This is a genomic window from Sphingomonas sp. BL-S-29 (assembly GCF_055521495.1).
In genome coordinates this window covers 2581747-2598234 of record NZ_CM145482.1, presented here as the reverse complement: position 1 = coordinate 2598234, position 16488 = coordinate 2581747, and the positions used below count along the sequence as shown (strand labels likewise).

The 16488-nt window shown below is 65.3% G+C and carries 11 protein-coding genes; 7 read left to right on the top strand and 4 right to left on the bottom strand.

Annotation, left to right across the window (positions count from 1 at the left end; genetic code table 11):
* Positions 1-52: 52 nt before the first annotated feature.
* On the bottom strand, positions 53-718 hold the full coding sequence (locus ACZ1I2_RS12330) for an O-methyltransferase (RefSeq protein WP_465177038.1): 666 nt from the start codon (positions 716-718) through the stop codon (positions 53-55).
* A gap of 90 nt (positions 719-808) precedes the next feature.
* On the opposite strand from ACZ1I2_RS12330, the gene ACZ1I2_RS12325 reads away from it, so the two are divergent.
* Together ACZ1I2_RS12325 and ACZ1I2_RS12320 are read left to right on the top strand one after the other, a co-directional pair.
* Complete coding sequence (locus ACZ1I2_RS12325) at positions 809-1447, top strand: TetR/AcrR family transcriptional regulator (RefSeq protein WP_465177039.1); 639 nt, start codon at positions 809-811, stop codon at positions 1445-1447.
* Between the two features lie 116 nt (positions 1448-1563).
* The gene (locus ACZ1I2_RS12320; RefSeq protein ID WP_465177040.1) at positions 1564-4110 is read left to right on the top strand and encodes a TonB-dependent receptor; all 2547 of its coding nucleotides are present in this window, start codon (positions 1564-1566) and stop codon (positions 4108-4110) included.
* Between the two features lie 142 nt (positions 4111-4252).
* Here the strand turns inward: ACZ1I2_RS12320 and ACZ1I2_RS12315 are convergent, their stop codons facing one another.
* A complete protein-coding gene (locus ACZ1I2_RS12315; RefSeq protein ID WP_465177041.1) occupies positions 4253-4699 on the bottom strand; it encodes a hypothetical protein in 447 nt (148 codons plus the stop codon).
* A gap of 12 nt (positions 4700-4711) precedes the next feature.
* Complete coding sequence (locus tag ACZ1I2_RS12310; RefSeq protein WP_465177042.1) at positions 4712-6115, bottom strand: M20/M25/M40 family metallo-hydrolase; 1404 nt, start codon at positions 6113-6115, stop codon at positions 4712-4714.
* A 101-nt stretch (positions 6116-6216) separates the two neighbouring features.
* Here ACZ1I2_RS12310 and ACZ1I2_RS12305 point away from each other — a divergent pair, with 101 nt between their 5' ends.
* Both ACZ1I2_RS12305 and ACZ1I2_RS12300 read left to right on the top strand, forming a co-directional pair.
* Entirely contained in the window at positions 6217-6726 is a 510-nt protein-coding gene (locus tag ACZ1I2_RS12305; protein ID WP_465177043.1) for a homogentisate 1,2-dioxygenase, read from the top strand.
* 45 nt (positions 6727-6771) lie between these two features.
* On the top strand, positions 6772-8820 hold the full coding sequence (locus tag ACZ1I2_RS12300) for an NAD(+) synthase (protein WP_465177044.1): 2049 nt from the start codon (positions 6772-6774) through the stop codon (positions 8818-8820).
* Between the two features lie 41 nt (positions 8821-8861).
* Here ACZ1I2_RS12300 and ACZ1I2_RS12295 read toward each other — a convergent pair whose 3' ends face one another.
* The gene (locus tag ACZ1I2_RS12295) at positions 8862-9194 is read right to left on the bottom strand and encodes a DUF6481 family protein (RefSeq protein WP_465177045.1); all 333 of its coding nucleotides are present in this window, start codon (positions 9192-9194) and stop codon (positions 8862-8864) included.
* Between the two features lie 163 nt (positions 9195-9357).
* Between ACZ1I2_RS12295 and ACZ1I2_RS12290 the strand changes: the two genes are divergently transcribed.
* Genes ACZ1I2_RS12290 through ACZ1I2_RS12280 form a run of 3 tightly spaced genes read left to right on the top strand, consistent with a single transcriptional unit; the run spans position 9358 to position 16483 of the window.
* Positions 9358-15996, top strand: coding sequence for a beta strand repeat-containing protein (locus tag ACZ1I2_RS12290; protein WP_465177046.1), 6639 nt, complete (start codon positions 9358-9360; stop codon positions 15994-15996).
* A 36-nt stretch (positions 15997-16032) separates the two neighbouring features.
* Positions 16033-16185, top strand: coding sequence for a hypothetical protein (locus ACZ1I2_RS12285; RefSeq protein WP_465173844.1), 153 nt, complete (start codon positions 16033-16035; stop codon positions 16183-16185).
* A gap of 16 nt (positions 16186-16201) precedes the next feature.
* Positions 16202-16483 (top strand): PqqD family protein, encoded by a 282-nt coding sequence (locus ACZ1I2_RS12280; RefSeq protein ID WP_465173845.1) that lies wholly within the window; start codon positions 16202-16204, stop codon positions 16481-16483.
* Positions 16484-16488: the final 5 nt, after the last annotated feature.

Sequence of the window (16488 nt, the reverse complement as noted above, 5' to 3'; positions counted from 1 at the left end):
CGCGTCATCGGCGACTGAACAAAATGTCAGTCGCCGGTGACATCGAGGCGCCTCAGGCGAGCCGGATCGACAGTTCGACGTCGTCCGTGAACGACATCGACCAATAGCCGTTCGCGACCGAGCTGACGCGTTCGAGATAGTCGGGGCAATAATCGGTGTTGTCGGCGATAATCACCGCGCCCGGCCGCAACCGGCTCTCCACCAACGCCAGCACGTCCAGATAGAGCGACTTGGCGCCATCGAGCAGGAGCAGGTCGATCGTCTCGGGCAGATCCGACGCCAGCGTGTCCAGCGCGTCGCCTTCGCGGAACTCGACCAGGTCAGCCAGACCGCTGGCCGCTAGGTTCTCCCTGGCCCTGGCGAGCTTCGACGGTTCGAACTCGCTGGTGATCAGTCGTCCACCGCCATTTTCCCGTAGCGCCGCCGCAAGATGCAAGGTCGAGAGGCCGAACGAGGTGCCAAACTCGACGATCGATCGGGCATTGCCCGCCCGCGCCAGTAGATAGAGGAGCTTGCCCGTCTCGCGCGAGACGGGAAGCGCGAAGTCCTTCAGCCTGTCATACAGCTCGCGATAATCGGTCTTGCTCATCATGACTCGACGTCGCTCCTCCACAGAGAAGGACGCGAAGACGGGGCTCATCGACGGGTGCGCAGCCTCGGCTTCAGCGAACAGGCGATCGAGCAGCGGCGCCACCGGCGCGCTGGTAAGGATGGTCATCGATTTTCTCCGGTTTCGAGCAGCTATTTGCTCGCCGTCAAAAATACGACTAGTTCGTCAGCTTTCCTATTCGCATTGGCGAAACCGCAGATGACGACCCGACGAAGTGCCCGTGTCTCCTTGCTCAAACAGCCCAAACAGGCCCGCTCCAACGACCTTGTCGCAGCGGTCCTCGATGCCGCTGTTCAGGTTTTGAGGACCGAGGGCGCGCAGCGATTCACCACGGCCCGAGTCGCCGAGCGCGCGGGGGTGAGCGTCGGCTCGCTCTACCAATATTTTCCCAACAAGGCGGCGATCCTGTTCCGGCTGCAGAGCGACGAGTGGCGGGCCACCAGCGACCTGATGCGCGACATTCTGGAGGATCGCACGAAGCCGCCGCTCGAACGCGTCCGCACCCTGGTGCAGATGTTCATCCGCTCGGAATGCGAAGAAGCGGAGATCCGCGGCGCGCTCAACGACGCAGCCCCCCTGTATCGCGACGCGCCCGAGGCGATCGATGTCCATGCGTCGAGCGCGCAGGCCTTCCAGTCCTTCCTGCAGGAACTGCTGCCCGACGCCACCGAGAGCAGGCGATCGCTGACGGGCGATCTCGTCGAGACGACCTTGAGCGAGGTGGGCAGCAGCTTTTCCGCCACGCCGCGCACGGCGGAGGAAATCCATGCCTATGCTGACGCGCTGGCGGACATGTTGTGCGCCTATCTCGAGCGGCTGGGAGTCGCGGGCAGTTAAGACCAGATCGGCCACTGTCACACCATCGCAACCGAAACGTCGCGAAACTGGCATGGTCCGGGCGCACAGGGCGCGTCGCTGCATCGCAGCAACGACTGCACCAAGGGGGCCCTGCCGTGATTCGACATACTTCCAGCCTGCTCGCGCTCGCGGGCGCGCTTTTCTACGCCAACGCAGCCTGTGCGCAGACGGCCGTCGTCGATTCGAGCGACAGCCAGTCGGACGAGACGATCGTCGTCACCGCCGCCAAATCGACGCGCTCGTCGACCGCGATCCCCCAGAGCGAGATCCAGAAGATCCTGCCGGGCGTGTCGCCGCTGAAGGCGATCCAGACGCTGCCCGGCGTGCTGTACATCACCGCCGATCCCTGGGGTTACAACGAGCAGAACGCCCAGATCTTCATCCACGGCTTCGCGGCGAACCAGCTCGGCTACACGATGGACGGCATTCCGCTGGGCGACCAGAGCTATGGCAATTACAACGGCCTTTCCCCGCAACGCGCGGTGATTTCGGAGAATGTCGGCCGCGTCGTCGTGTCGACCGGCGCCGGCGATCTCGCCACGGCCTCGAACAGCAATCTCGGCGGCACCGTCGAGACCTTTTCGTCGAGCCCGCTGAGCAGTTTCGGCGTCCAGGCCGCGCAGACCTTCGGCAGCTACGATACCTCGCGCACCTTTGTCCGCATCGACACCGGCACCTTCGGCGGCGGCACGACGTCGGGCTATATCTCGGCGGCGCGCCAGCATGCCAAGGCCTGGGACTTCAACGGTACGCAGGGTGGTTACCAGGCGAACGCCAAGTTCGTGCACGACGGCGCGATCGGCAAGCTGACCCTGTATTTCGATTATAACGACATGACTCAGCCGAACGAAGACGCGACCGTCTTCTTCAAGCCCTCCGCTGGCGCCACGGCGACCCCGGTCCAGCTCTATACTCCTTATACCAAGCCGTTCTTCTATCCGGGTTTCGACGGGTACCGGACCTCCTATCTAAGCGCGATGGGCAATTCCCCGGCCGCCCAGGGCAGCAATTATCGCAACTATTATTCGGATGCGCAGCGGACCGACTATCTCGGCTATCTTCGCTACGACGCGAAATTCTCCGACCATGTCGCCTGGTCGACGACCGCCTATTTCCATCACAATGACGGCGCCGGCGTGGTTGCCGGTCCGCTCGGCCAGTCGATCACGACGGCCCAGCCCTATCTCGACCCCAATTACGCGACGCTCCCGGCCAATTGCCGTTTCGGCGCCAACGCCAACGGGATCCGGCCCACCGCCTGCACGGCGCTGACCGATGCCCAGGCGGCCGCGGCCGGTGCCGCGCTGGTCAAGGCGACGGGTGGCTCGGGCCTGATCACCCGCACCACGGAATATCGCATCGACCGCGAAGGCGTGATCTCCGCGCTCAATCTCGATGTCGGCAACCACAAGATCGAGCTGGGCGGCTGGTTCGAGCATAACAGCACCACGCAGTGGCGCCGGTGGTACGGCGTCGACGTCAACAATCCGGCATCGAGCACGCCTTATATCCGCCCGCTTGAGGTCGCGACGCCGCTGTTCACCCAATATCAGGGCGAGGCGAGCATCAACCAGCTGCAGCTGCATATCCAGGACACGTGGCAAGTCACCGACCGGCTGATCGTCCAGGGCGGCGTGAAGACCAGCGCGCAATGGGCGGACGGGCGCTTCCCAGTCCAGCCCAAGGCCGGGTCCCTGTCGGGCCTGTCGGGCGGCCTGCCGCAGGGCAAGATCAATACGCTGCGCTGGTTCCTGCCGGCGATCGGCGCGACCTATGACTTCAACGGCCATGAAGAGGTCTATTTCAACGTCCAGAAGAACCTGCGGCAATATCAGGCATATCTGGCCGGCGGTGGCGGCCCGTGGTTCACGGGAAGCCAGGCGGCATTCGACGCCTTTGCCGACCAGGGCAAGCCAGAGAGCAGCTGGACCTATGAAGGCGGCCTGCGCACTCGCCGCAATTTCTCCGGCGACATCGGGTTCGACGCGCAGATCAACTATTACCACGTCGTGTTCAACGACCGCCTTCTGGCGATCTCGACGAACCCGGGCGGCATCGCAGGCGGCAACATCACCGGCGGCACCTCGATCCTGGTCAATGTCGGCGACGTCAAGACGGACGGTGTCGATGCCGCCTTCACGCTCCGCGTCGGACGCGCCTTCTCGCTCTACAATGCGACCTCGTACAATCTGTCCAAATATCAGAGTGACTATACTTCGGCGGCGCTCGGCATCGGCAACGCCACCAACAGCTGCATTGGCGGTTATATCGTCACTGCCGGCGTCGTGCCGACCTGCGGCAAGCAACTGCCCGGCACGCCGAAATGGATGAACAAGACGGTCGCGACGGTATCGGTCGGCCCGATCGAGGCACAACTGATCGGCGACTATGTCGGCCGCCGCTTCAGCACCTTCACCAACGACGCCAGCGTGCCATCCTATTTCCTGACGTCGCTGCGCCTCGCCGCACGGCTTCCGGAGAACATCGTGCCGCTGCGCAAGGTGGAGCTTGCGCTCAACGTCACCAACCTGACCGACAAGAAGGGGGTATCGACCCTGTCGATCGGATCGGCGACCAACAGCTATTCCGCCTATCCGATCGCGCCGCGCCAGTGGTTCCTGACATTGTCGGCCGCTTACTGACCCCGGTGGGAACTCGAACGGCAGGCGAGGTTTCGTTCATCGAGGCCTCGCCTGCCGCTGAGTGAGAGCGGAGACCCATCGAGCGGCACGAAACCGAGTAAATCGCCCGCCCGGTAACCCGCGATCATTTGTTCGGTGATCCTCATGCGGGATCGCTCGGCCGGGAGGCCCTCTCCTGCTCAGCACGGTGAATCACCACGCGCTGATGCACAAGCCCGGCGATCGTCGGCAAGTCCGGCCTCTTCTCGCCACGCCGTTCCAGGGTAAGCTCGATGCTCTCGCCAGAGCGCAAGCGGATGACGAGGTTGGCCGGGCCGCCATCGACCCTGGCCCTTTTTGCCCGCTCGATCATCTCGCGGTTGTAATAGCCGGCATCATCGATCTCGACGAACGGGATATATCGTTCCGCCGCGCCCGGATTCAGCAACAACCCGTGGCGGCAAAAGGCGAACGATGCTGCCCCCGCCGCTAACCAATAGGTCGCCAGCACCTCATGCGCCGAGGGAAGGCCGCCCGCCTTGAGCCCGCTCGGGTGGCGAAGGAGCCGGGCGACGACCGGATCGTCCGTGATCGCGCCCTGCTCCGCCACTCTCCTCGCTCCCTATTTCGACAGGTCGGTGAACAGCGACAGATAATAGCTGATCCCCGGCGCGATGTTCGACACCAGGACCCGCTCGTTCAGGCCATGGCTGAAATCGTCCGAATCCTTGCTGAAGGTCGGGCTCGCGCCATAGCTGTCCACGCCCTTGTAGCGGAACCACATGGAATCGCTGGCGCCCGACGCCATGCTCGGGAATACCGGCACGCCGGGATAGACCGATTTCATCGCCTTGTTCACCGCCGCGATAAAATCGGGCCGCATCGGCGAGGCGTCGGTGGCGACCGAGCCTTCGGTCACATCCTTGAAGGTCACCGCCGGCTCGGCCGCGACCTTTTGCAGCTCGGCCATGATGTCGGCAGGCTTGTGGCCGGGGAAGATGCGGCAGTTGATGTTGGCGGTCGCCTTTTGCGGCAGCGCGTTCAGCGCATGGCCGCCGCTGACCATCGTGGAGACGCAGGTCGTCCCGATCTTGCCGATCGTCGCCGGGTTGGCAGTCAGCGTGGCGATCGCCGCCTTGTCGGTCGGGTCGGCGGCAAAGGCGCGCATCGCCGCCGCCGTCTCGGCATCCTCATATTTCGCTGCCTCGACGAAATAGGCGCGGGTCAGGTCGCTGACCTCGGGCTTGAACTGATAGTCGCCGATCCGCGCCAGCGCCGCCGAGAGCTGGTTGATCGCATTGGCCTTGCGCGGCGCCGAGCTGTGGCCGCCCGGATTGGTCACGGTCAGTTCGAAATCGGCATAGGTCTTCTCGGCGCCCTGCCAGGTCCACAGCACCGGCTTGCCCGTCTTCTCGTCGAGCAGCCCGCCGCCGCCATCGATGTTGAGCACGATCTCGGCATTGGAGAGCTTGTCGGCGATGATGCCCGAGGTCTTCATCGTCGTTTCCTCGTCGCCCGAGAATTCGATGACGATGTCGCGCTTCGGCTTGTAGCCCGAGCGCTTGAGTTCGATCAGCGCGGCGATGGCGATGGTGCCGTCGAGCTTCATGTCAGTCGCGCCGCGGCCGAACAGATAGCCATTCTCGACCACCGGGGTGAACGGATCGCGCTGCCAGTCGGACGGCTTGGCCTCGACCACGTCCATATGGCCGGAAATCACCAGCGGCTTGGCCTTGGGATCGGAACCGCGCCAGCGCCCGATCAGATAGGCGGTGTCCTCGACCGGCGTGATCTCGACATCGCCGTCAGCGAAACCGCCCTCGACCAGGGCGGCCTTGTAGAGGGCTGCAACCTTGTCGGTCTCATTGCCCGGCCCGCGCACCGAGCGCAGCGCGATGGCCTTCTTCGCCAGGTCTAGCGCCTGCGCCTCGGCCTGGGGGTGCGCCACGGTCTTCGCCGCCGCGCCGGTGCCGATCGTGCAGGCAGTGCCCAGTGCCAGTATCGCTGCTGCCCGCTTCATGTTCATCGCCCGACTCCAATTGCTTGAAACATGTGCGTAACGGCGCGCTCCGGGTCGTCAAGCGGGCGGCGGGGCGTTATGATGATCGATCGATTGCGAGGTGACCCGTGAAAATTGCCGCCCTGTTCGCGCTGACTCTGTCCTTCGCGGCGCTCCCCGCCATGGCGCAGGAAGCAAGCCCTGCCCCCTGCCCCGCCCTGCCCGCCGAACTCGCCGGCTGGGCGAACGGCACCCCGCTTGCCGCGGCTACCACGCCCGGCGGGCTGGCCAAGGCGCTGGTGAAGATCGGCAGCCGCACCGACCTGGCGCTGGCGCCGACCCCGGAGGTGACCTTCGCCACCATGCCGAACAAGGCCCCGGCCCTCACCACTCATAGCGGCATGGCGATCTTCAGCGTGGCGAGCGCCGGTACCTATCGCGTGGCGCTCGGCACCAGCGCCTGGATCAATATCGCGCAGGACGGGAAATTCCTCGCGTCCACCGCCCACACGCACAAGCTGAGCTGCACCGGCATCCGCAAGATGGTCGATTTCGCGCTGACCCCGGGCAATTACGTGCTGCAGATCGAAGGCGGCAAGGATGCTGTGGCCGGCGTCCTGATCGCCAGACTGCCCTGAGCGGCGAACATGGCATTGGCAACCAAAGCTCGCTAAGCGCTTGCCATGGCGAAGGCACATCCGTTCCACTCGATCCACAGCCATGAGCTGATCCGCGTCGGTGCCTGCACGCCCCGCGCGACGGTGGGCGATCCCATGGCCAATGCCGAGGCAGCGATCGCGCTGGCGAAGCAGGGCCACAAAAGCGGCGCCGACCTGCTCGTCTTCCCCGAGCTCAACATCAGCTCCTACGCGATCGACGACCTGCATCTGCAGGATGCGTTGCAGCGCGCGACGATGGACGCGCTGGCATCCGTGGTCACGGCCAGCGCCAGGCTGCGCCCGGTGCTGCTGGTCGGCGCGGCGATCCCGCGCAACAACCGGCTCTACAATTGCGCGGTGGTCATCGCGCGCGGACAGGTGCTGGGTGTCGTGCCCAAGACCTTCCTGCCGAACTACCGCGAATATTATGAAAAGCGCTGGTTCGCGAGCGGCGCGGGCCAGTCCGGCGAGATCGCGATCGCCGGGCAGACGGCACCGTTCGGCCCGGACCTGATCTTCGCGGCGAGCGACCTGCCCCACTTCGTCTTCCATGCCGAGATCTGCGAGGATTTCTGGTCGCCCACCCCGCCCTCGACCATGGGCGCGCTCGCCGGGGCGCTGGTGTGCTGCAATCTCTCGGCCTCCAACATCGTCGTCGGCAAGGCGCGCGAGCGGGCGCTGCTCTGCGCCTCGCAAAGCGCGCGCGCCGTCTGCGCCTATGTCTTCTCGGCGGCCGGGCCGGGAGAAAGCACCACCGACCTGTCCTGGGACGGCCAGGGCATGGTGCACGAACTGGGCGAGCTGCTCGCCGAATCAGAGCGTTTTCCGCAAAAGCCGGGCATGCTGATCGCCGATGTCGATTGCGGCCGCATTCGTCAGGAGCGGATGCGCACCGGCACGTTCAACGATTCAGCGGTGCTGGCCGGGCATCCCGAGACGCGCTTCCGCCGCATCGCCTTCGATCACAAGCCCGACTATGCCGATATCGGGCTGAAGCGCGACATTCGTCGCTTCCCCTTCGTGCCCAACACCCCGGAAAAGCTCGACGCCGATTGCTACGAGGCGTTCAACATCCAGGTCGAGGCACTGCTCAAGCGCTTCGAGGCGGCCAGGGCCGAGCGGCTGGTGATCGGCGTGTCGGGCGGGCTGGATTCGACTCATGCGCTGATCGTCGCGGCCAAGGCGATGGACCGGCTCGAGCTACCCCGCAACCGCATCCTCGCCTTCACCATGCCGGGCTTTGCCACCAGCGAGCATACCAAGAGTAACGCCTGGGCGCTGATGCGCGCCCTGGGCGTCGACGGCGACGAGATCGATATCCGCCCCGCCGCCAGGCAGATGCTCGCCGATATGGGCCATCCCTTCGCGGAGGGCGAACCGGTCTATGACGTGACCTTCGAGAACGTCCAGGCGGGCCTGCGCACCGATTATCTCTTCCGCCTCGCCAATCAGCGCGGCGGGCTGGTGGTCGGCACCGGCGACCTGTCGGAGCTGGCGCTTGGCTGGTGCACCTATGGCGTCGGCGACCAGATGAGCCATTATGCGGTCAATGCGGGCGTACCCAAGACACTGATCCAGTTCCTGATCCGCTGGTGCATCCGGACCGATCAGTATGACCGCGAGACCGATGCGATCCTCGAGGCGATCCTGGCGACCGAAATCTCGCCCGAGCTGGTCCCGGCCGGCGCCGACGGCGCGATGCAGAGCACCGAAGCGCGGATCGGGCCGTACGAGCTCAACGATTTCTTCCTGCATTATGTCGTGCGGCACGGCATGGCGCCGTCGAAGATCGCTTTCCTGGCGCTCCATGCGTGGCGCGACGCCGCGGCGGGCCGCTGGCCGCGCGACTTCCCGCCGGCATCGCGCCATGCCTATGATCTGGCGACGATCCGCGGCTGGCTGGAGAAATTCCTCGTCCGTTTCTTCGTGACGAGCCAGTTCAAGCGTTCGGCCATCCCGAACGGGCCGAAGGTCTCGGCCGGCGGCGCGCTTTCCCCCCGCGGCGACTGGCGTGCGCCGTCGGACGGCACGGCGAAGCCGTGGCTCGACGAGCTGGCGAAGAATCTGCCCTAGCGTGGAAGTAGCAGCGGCCCCGCGGGCCGTCTGCCGAAGAGCTACTTGCGCGCCTTGCGCGCGGCGTAGCGCGCATCGCGCGCCGCCTTCTTCTCGGCTTCGGTCATCTGCGAGCGGGCAACGGCCTGCTCGGCCTCGGCCTTCGCGGCTTCGGCCTTGGCGATCTTGTCGAGCCGGGCCTGCTCCATCGCGGCCTTCTTGTCGGCGCGCTTCTGCGCTTCGGCGGCTTCCTTGGCCGCGCGGGCGGCGGCACGCTCGGCGGCGACAGCCGGGTCGACCGGCGGTTTCGCCTTCAGTTTTTCGAGAGCAGCCTGCTTGGCCTGCGCGGAAAGCGCGGCGCGGTCCTTGAAGGAGGGTTCTTTATACGATGCCATCGGCGCCCCTTAGAGACTTTTCGCGCGATAGGAAATGCCACAGGAATTGAAGATTATATTGGCACGATGAATGCCATTAATTTTCATGACGTATTGACGTAATTTGATTATACGATGTGGAGACGAATCCGCGGGGGCGGATCGCCAATGCGGGGGATAGTCGATGGCAACGCCAGTATCGGACGATATCGATGCGGTCGGCACGGAAGATGGAATCATCTTCGTCACTCTCCGGGCCTATGATCAGGACGATGGCGATTCGACTCCCCCCATTTTCCGCCTGGACGACCTGCCGGCCAACGGCACGCTCACGGATTACCTGGGCAATCCCGTAACCGTCGGGGCGGATTACGTTGCCGACTATCTGGAACCCGATACCGGGCTCTGGACCGTCGTGCTCTATTTCACGCCCGATCTCGACTGGAGCGGCGTCACTGATTTTCACTATGTCGCGGTCGATAGCGATTCGGAGGTCTCCGCTCCGTCAACCGCGACGATCACGGCGGATCCCGTCGCCGACGCGCCGCTGATCGACGTCAATATCAACGATCAGCCCGACGTGCTCGGGCCGGCCGAGAACGTGACCGGCACGTCCAGCCAGGAGAATGGCCCGATCGTCACCGCGCTCGACGGCGGTCGCACGCTCGTCGTCTGGCAGCAGGGCCTGTTCCCCGGCAGCGTCAGCGCACGCATATATGATGCGAGCGGAGCGCCCGAAGGCGCTGCCTTTGCCGTTACCGCCAGCGGCGGAGTCAACGAGATCCAGCCATCCGCCGCCGGGCGGCCGGATGGCAGCTTCGCCATCGCCTGGGTCGTCGATGGCGGGTCGACCGGCGGCGGCGACATCGTCACGTCTTTCTACGACGCCGGAACGACGACGCCGGCGCTTGTCGTGACGACGGCGGCGAGCAGCACGGGACGCGAGGCCGATCCGACCGTGACGGCGGTCGGTGACGGCTTCGTCGTCACCTGGGCAGTGGAGAATGCCGGTGCGGCCGACATCTATGCCCAGCGTTATGAGGCGGACGGCACCACCGATGGCGGCCCCTTCCTGGTCATGACCGGTGCTGATCCCGGCTTCAACTCCGGATCCAGTTTCGATCCCCCGGCGCACCATGTCGCGGCGGTGGGGGATGACGGCGCCTTTGTCGTCGCGGCCCAGAGCGGCGGGATGATCGTCGCGACGCGAGTCGACGAGACCGACACCCCCGGCCCGCAAACCCCGGCGAACAGCAGCGGCGGAACGCTGCCGGCCGTGACCGGACTGGCGAACGGCGATTTCGTGGTGGTGTGGCAGCAGGACGACGGCTCGGGCAGCGAGGAACTGCACGTCACCCTGTTCCATTGGGACGGCACCGCGGCGGTGCTCGACTTCACCCCGCTCAACCTGGCCTCTTCCGCAGAATTCTCGGTCGATGTCGCCGGCCTGCCCGACGGCCGGTTCGTCCTTGCCTGGATCGGCAATAACGGCGTCGACGGCACCAACGATATCTTCACACAGGTCTTCTCAGGAAATGGCACTCCGGCGGCGGGGGGCGCGGTGAACGTCAGCAACACCGGCATGAACGGTTCGGGTCAGCCGATCCAGGACGCGCAGCCGACCATCACCGTCAATGACGACGGCACCTTCACCGTCGGCTGGCTGCAGCTCCGCGCCAGCGGCGGCACCGACCAGGACATCTTCATCCGTCACTTCGATCCGACCCCGGAGTTTATTCACGTCCGGGCCGGAGACACGGTCGAGTTGCCGACCACCATCACGCTCGCCGATCAGGACGGGTCGGAGATGCTGAACCTGGTAACGATCGGCCAGCTTCCCGAAAACTTCACGCTGTCGGCAGGGCATCGCGCGGACAGCGGCGATCCCACCAGCGCCTGGGTGATCGATCGCAGCGACCCGGGCGATGCGGCGTTTCTCGATGCGCTGGCCGCCGGTACCGCGCATCTGGCCATAACGGCAGCCGCCGATTTCAGCGGCGGCCTTCAGCTGGAGCTCAATGCGACCAGCGTCGAGACCGCTGACCCATCCGCGACCGAGACCTCGAGCACCTATGCCGTTCTGCTTGTTGTCGACCCGGCGGTCGAGGCAATCGATGACGTGCTGGCTGCAACCGAGGACACCCCGATCACCTTCGCCGCTGCCGACATTCTCGGCAATGACGGCGTCGCCAGCGGAGAAACGCTGGCGATCGACAGCGTCACCGCGATATCGGGCGGTAGCGCGGTGCTTAATGCGGACGGCAGCGTCACCTTCACGCCCGATGCCGATTTCGTCGGTGACGCCCATTTCGACTATGTCACGCGCAATGGCGCCGGGGTTACCGATACGGGCAGCGTTACCGTCGCCGTCGCGGCGGTGAACGACGCGCCGGTCCTCGATCTCGATGTCTTCGAAGCCGGCAACGACGCGGTCGCGACCTATTATGAGGGCGACCCGCTGACCGGCCTGGCGCCCTTTGCGACCCTCACCGACGACAATACGAGCTATGACGGCGCCACGCTGACCGTGACCATCAGCAACAACGGCACGGCCGACGACCAGCTTACCGTCAATGACGTCGGGGCTGGGCCGGGTGAAATCGGCGTGTCAGGCCTCACCCTCAGCTATGAGGGCACGATCGTCGGCACGCTCAACGGCGGCACCAATGGTGGCCCGCTGATCGTGGTGTTCAATGCCGATGCGTGTGGCTGCGCGGTCCAGGCGACGATGCAGAACATCGCTTTCTTCACCAGTTCCGATACGCCCACGACTGACCAGCGCACCCTGGACTTCAGCCTGCTGGATGGCGGCGGCACCGATCTCGGCGGATTCGATACGGGCAGCGCGCAGGTCGTGCTGGACGTGGTGGCGATCAACGACGCGCCGACCGCGACCGCGCCCCTGACCGATTATGCCGCCACCGAGCAGGTCGCGCTCGACATCAAGAATAGCGGCCTTTCGGTCGCCGACCCCGATGCCGGCACCGGCGAGGTGACGGTGACCCTCGGCGTCGACTACGGCGTGCTGCATGTCGAGGCGGGCGGCACGAGCGTCGTCATCACGGACAATGACAGCTGGCAGGTGACGCTGACCGGCACGATCGACGAGATCAACGCCCTGCTCAACAGCGACGCCAGCAGCGTCGTGACCTACACCGCCGACGACGATTTCCCGCCGTCGAGCGCCACGCTGATGCTCGACATCCATGATGGCGGCAACAGCGGCGACGGCGGCGAGCAGAGCGGCGGCGCGACCGCCAATATCGTCATCACCGCGATCAACGACGCGCCTCAGCTCGATCTCGATTATTTCGCCTCGGGCAACAATGCCGTCGCCACCTTCACGGAAGGCGACGGACCGGTCTATCTCGCCTTCGACGCGGTGTTCGACGACGACAATGAAGAGTGGGACGGCGCGACGATGACCATCTCGATCGCCGGCGCGACCGCTGGCGATCAGCTGACCATCGAGGATGTCGGCACTGGCCCCGGCGAGCTCGGTGTCGACGGATCGAACATCACCTATGAAGGCGATGTGGTCGGCACGTGGAGCGGCGGCGTCAATGGCGCCCCGCTGGTCGTCACCTTCAACGCCGATGCCTGCGCCTGCGCGATCGAACTGCTCGCCGCCAGCATCCTCTACGAGAATATCGACGATCTCACCGCCGCCAGCACGCGCGACGTGACGTTCAGCTTCGTCGACGGCGCCGAGACCGCCAGCGCGACCGTCGCGCTCGACGTCCTCCCTTATGCCGAGATCCTGACCGGCCCGGACGTGACCGGCGACGAGGACATAGCGATCGCGCTGACCGGCATCGTCGTCGACGGCGTCGCAGCCGACCCGACGGCCAGCCTGGTGACGGTCACCCTTGAGGTTGCGCATGGCACGCTCGACATCCGCACCGACGTGGCGGGCGGCATCGACGCGAGCGCCATCACCGGCGGCGCCGACGGTTCGAACACCATCACCCTCACCGGTACCCAGGATCAGATCAACGCGACGCTCGCGGCGGCGAACGGCCTGACCTATCTCGGCGATCAGGATTATAACGGGCCTGACGAGCTCGACATCTCCGCCGTCGCGGTCAATTCAGGCGCGCCCATCTCCTTCACGCCCTTCCCGTCGCTGCCCGTCGGCACTCCGCCCACCGCGCTCGGCTTCGCTGACCTTGACGGCGATTCCGCCGCCGAGATCGTGATCGGAGTCGAGGGCGGCATCATCGTGTTCGGCAGCACGTTCAGTGGCGGCTTCGGGATACCCGAGGGCTCGCCTCGCGCCTTCGCCTTTGGCGATTTCGACGGCGATGGGGTGACCGATATCGCATTCTCCAGCGAGGGCGCGGGCAGCGGCGGCTATGTCGGCTATGTCTCGTCGATCACCGGCGACACCGAGACGATCGCGGCGGTCCCCTATGCCTTCGACCTCGTGGCGGCCGATCTGGACGGCGATGGCCTGACCGACCTGATCGTCACCGATGCCGACAATGGCCGTGTCGGCGTGATGCTGCAAAGCGCGCCCGGCGTCTTCCAGCCGCCGGCCTATTCGACGACGACCAGCCAGTTCATCGCTTCGGTCGCGGTCGGCGACGTCAATGGCGACGGCTTTCTCGACCTGCTCGCGGGCAGTGCCGGCACCTTGCCCGGCATGACGCCGCCGGGCGCGATCGATCTGCTGCTCGGCAATGGCGACGGTACCTTTGGATCGGCGACCCAGATATTGAGCGGCGCTTCCCATATCACCGATCTGGTGCTTGGCGATTTCAACGGAGATGGCGCGCTCGACATCGCCTTTTCCTCGATCGCCGACCCGTCCGATCCGAGTTCGATCAGCGGGGTGCAGGTGGCATTGGGCAATGGCGACGGCAGCTTCGCCGCCGCGGTCGGCTATACCACCACCAGTGACGGCACCCCCGCCCAGATCGTCGCGGCCGACCTCAATGGGGATGGGTTCATCGACCTGGTCGTCACCAACGGCAATGATCCGGGCACGATCTCGATCCTTGCGGGCAATGGCGACGGCACGTTCCAGGCGCCGGTCGATCTCGGCAGCGACGGGATGCCGGTCGGGATCGCCCTGGGCGATCCCGATGCTGATGGCGACCTGGACATCATCGTCGCCAATATGCTGGACGGCACGCTCAGCGCCTATAACAACAACAGCATCGGCGGTCCGGGCGGCTCAGGCGTCTCGGCCATTGTCGGCATTACCGTCGATCCGGTCGACGATGCCGGGGTGGCGACGGACGATACCGGCTTCACTCTGTTCGAGAACGCGACCGTGATCGTCGACGTGCTGGCCAACGACACGGATGTGGACAGTCCGGCGCCCGTGCTGGCGACGGTCAATGGCGCGACGCTCGTAAACCCCGGTGATTTCACCACTCTGGCATCGGGCGCGCGGGTGTCGCTCAACAGCGACGGCACGCTGACCTATGATCCGCATGGGGCGTTCAACAGCCTGATCGACCTCGCAACCGCGACCGCGACCGGCGCGGTCAACACCAGCGCGATCGACAGCTTCTCCTATACGCTGGACGGTGGCGACACCGGCACGGTCTCGGTGACCATCAACGGCGTGAGTTCCGCCGACGACCGGCTGGCCGGCGATACCGGCGCCAATGTGCTTCTCGGCCGAAGCACTGCCGACCTCTACATGCTCCAGCATGGCGGCACCGACAGCGCATCCGGCGGCGGCGGCAATGACGGCTTCTATTTCGGTGCCGCGCTGGATTCGACCGACAATGTCGATGGAGGCGCCGGCACGGACGACCAGGTCGGGTTGCAGGGTGATTATACTGGCCCGAACGCGCTGACCTTCGGCGCGAACAACCTGGTCGGCATCGAAACGCTGGTGATCTTCTCCGGCAACACGACGAGCTTCGGCGACACGAGCGGCAGCCAGTACAGCTACGACCTGACCACGATCGACGCCAATGTCGAGGCGGGCAAGACACTCACGGTCAACGCCAATTTGCTGCAGGCCGGTGAGAACCTGACCTTCGACGGCGCGGCGGAAACCGACGGCTCCTTCCTGATCTATGGCGGCCAGGGCCAGGACGACCTGACCGGCGGCCAGGGTAGCGACGCCTTCTTCTTCGGCGATGACGGGCGCTTCACGGCGGCTGACCAGGTCGACGGCCAGGGAGGCCTGGATGACCAGCTTGGTCTGCGCGGCGATTATTCGGGCGGAGTCACCTTCCTCGCCACGACCATGACCAACATCGAAACGCTGGTGCTGATATCGGCGACCGATGCGCGGTTCGCGGCGCCGGGCACGGCGTTCGATTACGATATCAAGCTCGACGACGCGAATGTCGGCGCCGGAAAGGTGCTGACCATTTCCGCCAATGCGCTAAAAGCCGGCGAGGACGTGGCGTTCGACGGCTCGGCCGAGACCGACGGCTCCTTCCGCTTCATGATGGGCGCCGGCAACGACTCGATGACCGGCGGCGCGAATGCCGACCAGTTCTGGGGCAGGCTCGGCCAGGATGTGATGACCGGCGGCGGCGGCAACGACACCTTCTATTTCCGCGCCATCACTGAATCGACCACCGGCGCGATGGATCAGATCACCGACTTCAATGCCGGCGATCATATCGATCTTTCGGTGATCGACGCGAGCACCGCGGCCGGCGGCAACGACGCCTTTTCCTATATCGGGGGCAGCGCATTCAACCATGTCGCGGGCGAGCTTCGCGTGTCGGGCTCCGGCACCAGCTGGACGGTCGAGGGCGATGTGGACGGGGATGGCATCGCCGATTTCGCGATCGCCGTCACGACACTTGGCGCATACAGCTTCACGGGGAGCGATTTTGTCTTATAGGTGGCAGATCGTCACGGTTTTACAGGGGAAACTCGGATGAAGCAGGTCGTCAAGCCAACCGGGACGCAGCCCGCCTTGCAGCCGCGACGCGTTTGGGTGGCTCCGCGAGTCGAGAAGATGAAGGCCGGCGACGCTGAAAACAGCTTCGATCCGATCATCCCGGACGGCGCACTCAGCTTCGGCTCCTGATCCGCCGGGTGCCGCGATGAACGCGCTCGTGGCGCGGCGTCTGCCGGGAGTGGTCGAGGCGGAAGTCGATGGCGAGCTCGTCGCGCTCCATATCGAGAATGGCACCTGCTACAGCTTCAACGCGACCGCGGCGCGTATCTGGGCACTGCTCGATCGCCCCAGGAGCGTCGCCGATATCTGCAACGCCCTGGCCACCGAATTCGACATCGATCCCGCCACCTGCGGGGAACAGGTCTTGCTCATGCTCCGTGACCTGGAACAGGATGGCCTTGCCGTGCTGGAGACCGGCCCCGCCTGACGCCG

Excerpts from the sequence above, each read along its gene's own strand:
- ACZ1I2_RS12295 (WP_465177045.1), bottom strand. The coding sequence starts at position 9,194 with ATGGCATCGTATAAAGAACCCTCCTTCAAGGACCGCGCCGCGCTTTCC.
- ACZ1I2_RS12280 (WP_465173845.1), top strand. The coding sequence starts at position 16,202 with ATGAACGCGCTCGTGGCGCGGCGTCTGCCGGGAGTGGTCGAGGCGGAA.
- ACZ1I2_RS12285 (WP_465173844.1), top strand. The coding sequence starts at position 16,033 with ATGAAGCAGGTCGTCAAGCCAACCGGGACGCAGCCCGCCTTGCAGCCG.
- ACZ1I2_RS12310 (WP_465177042.1), bottom strand. The coding sequence starts at position 6,115 with ATGAACATGAAGCGGGCAGCAGCGATACTGGCACTGGGCACTGCCTGC.
- ACZ1I2_RS12325 (WP_465177039.1), top strand. The coding sequence starts at position 809 with ATGACGACCCGACGAAGTGCCCGTGTCTCCTTGCTCAAACAGCCCAAA.
- ACZ1I2_RS12330 (WP_465177038.1), bottom strand. The coding sequence starts at position 718 with ATGACCATCCTTACCAGCGCGCCGGTGGCGCCGCTGCTCGATCGCCTG.
- ACZ1I2_RS12290 (WP_465177046.1), top strand. The coding sequence starts at position 9,358 with ATGGCAACGCCAGTATCGGACGATATCGATGCGGTCGGCACGGAAGAT.
- ACZ1I2_RS12300 (WP_465177044.1), top strand. The coding sequence starts at position 6,772 with ATGGCGAAGGCACATCCGTTCCACTCGATCCACAGCCATGAGCTGATC.